At 59.0% G+C, this 3,745-nt stretch carries 5 protein-coding genes and 1 pseudogene; 4 read left to right on the top strand and 2 right to left on the bottom strand.

The features are described 5' to 3' along the window. The 4 genes and pseudogenes from CHU93_RS00670 to CHU93_RS17195 form a co-directional block, all read left to right on the top strand. Window positions 1-222 (top strand): annotated as a pseudogene (locus CHU93_RS00670) (hypothetical protein); the annotation flags it as partial. A 209-nt stretch (window positions 223-431) separates the two neighbouring features. Further along, on the top strand, window positions 432-785 hold the full coding sequence (locus tag CHU93_RS00665; protein WP_094472297.1) for a type II toxin-antitoxin system RelE/ParE family toxin: 354 nt from the start codon (window positions 432-434) through the stop codon (window positions 783-785). 4 nt (window positions 786-789) lie between these two features. Continuing rightward, entirely contained in the window at window positions 790-1,167 is a 378-nt protein-coding gene (locus tag CHU93_RS00660) for an XRE family transcriptional regulator (protein WP_207759167.1), read from the top strand. Window positions 1,168-1,527: 360 nt separating this feature from the next. After that, window positions 1,528-1,917 (top strand): hypothetical protein, encoded by a 390-nt coding sequence (locus CHU93_RS17195; protein ID WP_133064252.1) that lies wholly within the window; start codon window positions 1,528-1,530, stop codon window positions 1,915-1,917. 307 nt (window positions 1,918-2,224) lie between these two features. Here CHU93_RS17195 and CHU93_RS00655 read toward each other — a convergent pair whose 3' ends face one another. Together CHU93_RS00655 and CHU93_RS00650 are read right to left on the bottom strand one after the other, a co-directional pair. After that, entirely contained in the window at window positions 2,225-2,674 is a 450-nt protein-coding gene (locus tag CHU93_RS00655; protein ID WP_133064251.1) for a hypothetical protein, read from the bottom strand. 34 nt (window positions 2,675-2,708) lie between these two features. Next, window positions 2,709-3,413 (bottom strand): transposase, encoded by a 705-nt coding sequence (locus tag CHU93_RS00650; protein ID WP_094472295.1) that lies wholly within the window; start codon window positions 3,411-3,413, stop codon window positions 2,709-2,711. Window positions 3,414-3,745: the final 332 nt, after the last annotated feature.

Here is a 3,745-nt window from a genome sequence, read left to right as displayed (position 1 = left end):
CCGGTGCCGGTACCGCCGACCAGCACGGCTGTCGCGCGACACATCCGGTTCATCCAGGCCATGCTGGGCCATGAGAGCCTGGAGACCACGCAGATCTACACCCGCGTATCGGCGGCCAAGCTCGCCGAGATCCACGCCGCCACGCACCCCGGTGCGAAGCTCACCCGCGACCGCGCCATGCTTGATACCGCGCTGGCCGCCGAGGGCGAGGACGCCGAATAGAGCCTGCTATCCGCACCCCACGGAAACGGCAGAAAACCGCCAATCACGCCCGCGCCACTATCAAGAGCGTGCGGATAGCATCCCGCAAAACCCGCAGAAAACCGTCATGCACCCGTGCGTGAGGTGTGTCCCCAAAATACCGGCTCGATGCGTAGCATCGCGGCCCTCATCCCTCTCGACAAATTATAACACAAGGGTTATATAGAGACATGCCATGGACTGTTGCCTTCCATCAAGCGTTCGAAGCCGAGTTCGGCCAGTTGCCGCTTGAGGTGCGCGAAGCCCTCGCTGCGACAGCCGGGCTTTTGCAGTTGCAGGGGCCGTTGCTGGGCAGACCCCATGCCGACACGCTGGCAGGCTCTGACTATGCCAACATGAAGGAACTGCGCTTCGATGCCGATGACGGGGTGTGGCGGGTGGCGTTCGCGTTCGATACCGCCCGGCAGGCGATCTTGCTGGTGGCTGGTGACAAGGCGTGGGTGGCGCAGAAACGGTTCTACAAGGCGTTGATCGCCAAGGCCGATGCCCGGTTCGCCGAGCATCTTGAGACGTTGAAAGGATAGGATCATGGCAACCGAAAAGAAGGCCAGCGTGCCGAAAGCCAGTGTTCTGGGCCGCACGCTCAATGAGGTGATCGCCGCCATGCCGCCTGAAAGCCAGGCGCGCATCGCCGAGCGGACGGCGCAGCTTCAGGCCGAGGTTGAAGGCCTCAAGGCGTTGCGCAAGCTCGCTCAGCGCAGCCAGGAGCAGATCGCCCAGAGTCTTGGCGTGAAGCAGCCTGCCATCGTGAAGATCGAGCGCCAGACTGACCTCTACCTCTCCACCCTGCGCCGGTTCGTGGAAGCTGCGGGCGGTACGCTGGAACTGCGCATCGATCTGCCCGGTACCGGCGCGTTCACGCTGACAGGCGTGGGCGAGATCGATGCGGCCAAGCACGCTGCCTGATACCGCTTCTCTCTCAGCCGCTTGCAGCGCCGCGCCCGCGCGCGTAGGTATCTGAAAACGCTCTTTGACAGCCGTCCGCACCGGCACTGAAAACCGCCTCAAGGGCAAAACTGCCCCGGACCTGATCCGCCCCTCCCGCGTGTGCGCGTAACCCGCTGCACTGCCTCAAGAAATTAGCCGTTCTATGACGGAACCGCCTCAAGCGGATCAGTTGTGGGGAATGATCCGCTGAATAAGGTGGATTCGACGGGGAACCAGTCGGCTTACCTTGGTACAGACTATGCTCCTGTGGCCCAGGCTGTAGCGACATGCGGCGGGGACGGAGCGTGCGAGCAGCAGCGCCGGCAAGAATTCTTCAACATGGGAACGACAGCAGCGACGTTTATCCCTGTTGAACGTGCATTGACGCTTGTCAGCGCTGCGGCGCCCGTAATCAAACTGATGAGTGGCGCAGAGCACTTTAAGCCAGTCGTTGCAGGGGTAAGGGCATTTGCAGAGCGAGTGGCGGCCGTTCAGTCTGGTCTGGGCCGCCTAGCGGCCGGTGAAGGGCGCATCATCGCTGGCCCTGGAGCTAAGGACGCATTTCGAGGCGCTGCTGACGCAGCCAAAAAATATGGCGGGAATGCGTCTGACTATACCAAGATTTCGGTTAGCGAGGTTACAAAATCTGGCGACAGAGTGTCTATTCATGCAGTACGTAATGAGGTTACCGGAGAAGTTTTTGAGAAAAAGGTGATTTATGGTAGATAATCGTCGATTTCCTCAATCACTCATAGCTGCTGTACATCGCAAGCTTTTTGACGGCCAGGCTATTGTAGAGACTTGCAAATTGGTCCTCAGTCAAAGTTATACCGATACAGAATATGATCAGTTGTTTTTTGACGTATTGAATGTCATTCTTGACGATGTTCAAGAAGGCGTCAGTTTTTCCGATATTGAAAATATTTATAAAGATAGCTTTATAAATTCAATATCGGAATTCAGAGGGTATTTCTCTATATAATACGTTCGAAATACTGTTGGGGTTACGGTGACGGGGTTAGGGTGACAGTGCACATTATTCAACCTTTGGCTTTGGCCCCCGCTTGGCGGGCCTCGGGTTGCGGCCAAGGGCGGCGGTGATGTGCGCCAGGAAGCTGTCGCTGCCGATCGGGCGACCGGTGGTTTCGGCGCGGCGCAAGGCTGCGGTTTCGGCCGGTTCCGCTTCGGCGGCAAAGCAGCTGGCGATATCGGGGATGCGCGCCAGCACGGGGGCGGTTTCGGTCAGGCCATCGCCACGGGCCGGATCCAGAAGCGCATGCACGCCAGACCAGCGCCAATCCTGGGCGCGTGGCACCAGCCGCGCCCGCACCGGGTTCAGCGCAACATAACGGATGGCAGCCACCAGATGCGCCTCGTCCATTGCGACACAGCCAAAACGGCCCTGCCAGAAATGCCCCGTACGCCCCTCCCGCGCATGGATGCGCCCGGCATAGGCACGGTGCACCTTCGACAGGGCGGCACGCAACGCATCCGGATTGCCCCACTGAATTCCGGGGACACTATACCAAATTCCCTGCGCTTGGCTTTTCCCGTGGTTTCCGCCCGGGCTTGGCTGGTGCCAATGTTCGGCCAATCATGCGCTCGGCATCGGCGATCCATTCGGGGGAGGCAAGCGGGCGGCCGGTGCGGCAGCGGGCTTCGATTTCGGCGATGGTTGCGGTCTCGTCCATGGCTTCCAGCCCGATTTCCATCATGGCATGCCAGTTTGGCACGTGCTGGCCGAGCGCGGCAATATCGGTAAGCGGATCATCGGCACAGCGGGCGCCGGCGATGTGGGAGCGCGCGCTCGACCATGGCCAGTCCTCGGCGCAGGGCACCATGCCGGCGGCCACGGGATTCTTCTCAACATAGCGCACCGCCGCCATCAGATGCGCAGCGTCCATCGGGTAACTGCCAAAGCGGCCCTGAAACAGATAGCCGCGCCAGCCTTCCCGGAAATTGATCCGCCGCGAATAGCGCCTGTGAGCCTCGGCCAGCGCAGCACGCAGCCCGTCCGCGCTTTGTGGCACCAGAATGAGGTGCACATGATTGTCCATCAGGCACCAGGCCAGGCAAGCCGTCTCGTTCGCCGCGCAAGCGTGCGCCACCAGTGCCAGATAGGCCTGCCGACCATCGTCACCAAAAAACACCGGCAATCGGCGATTGCCACGCTGCGTCACATGATGCGGAACCTGTGGTATCACGATGCGGGCGAGGCGAGCCATGCGGCCCGGTATCACGGCGGCGCGAAGAGGGCAGTTAAGTATAGCGCCCCCGGAATTTCCACGATTGCGAGTCATTGAAATGAATATAAGAAAATTCCGAATTACACCAACCACGACAAAATTAAACTTTTGGCTATTTTTCTCTTTTCTATCCATAGGTCACATATTTTTGCTGATCGGTCTTTATTTTTCTGCGTCGGGATTGTTTCTTGAATATTTGTTCGATACAGGACTTTTATTTACCGTATTGGCCATAATTGATGCAGTGAGACTGATCTCTGACAAAATTGACTCTAGCCCGGATTATTCACCGGCCGGGTGATTTCGGGTTG

This window comes from Sandarakinorhabdus cyanobacteriorum, from assembly GCF_002251755.1.
In the GTDB taxonomy this organism is placed as follows: Bacteria; Pseudomonadota; Alphaproteobacteria; order Sphingomonadales; family Sphingomonadaceae; genus Sandarakinorhabdus; species Sandarakinorhabdus cyanobacteriorum.
This window is presented reverse-complemented; position numbering and strand designations above follow the sequence as displayed.

Coding starts and splice junctions, on each gene's coding strand:
- CHU93_RS00665 (WP_094472297.1), top strand. CDS start 432: ATGCCATGGACTGTTGCCTTCCATCAAGCGTTCGAAGCCGAGTTCGGC.
- CHU93_RS00660 (WP_207759167.1), top strand. CDS start 790: ATGGCAACCGAAAAGAAGGCCAGCGTGCCGAAAGCCAGTGTTCTGGGC.
- CHU93_RS17195 (WP_133064252.1), top strand. CDS start 1,528: ATGGGAACGACAGCAGCGACGTTTATCCCTGTTGAACGTGCATTGACG.
- CHU93_RS00650 (WP_094472295.1), bottom strand. CDS start 3,413: ATGGCTCGCCTCGCCCGCATCGTGATACCACAGGTTCCGCATCATGTG.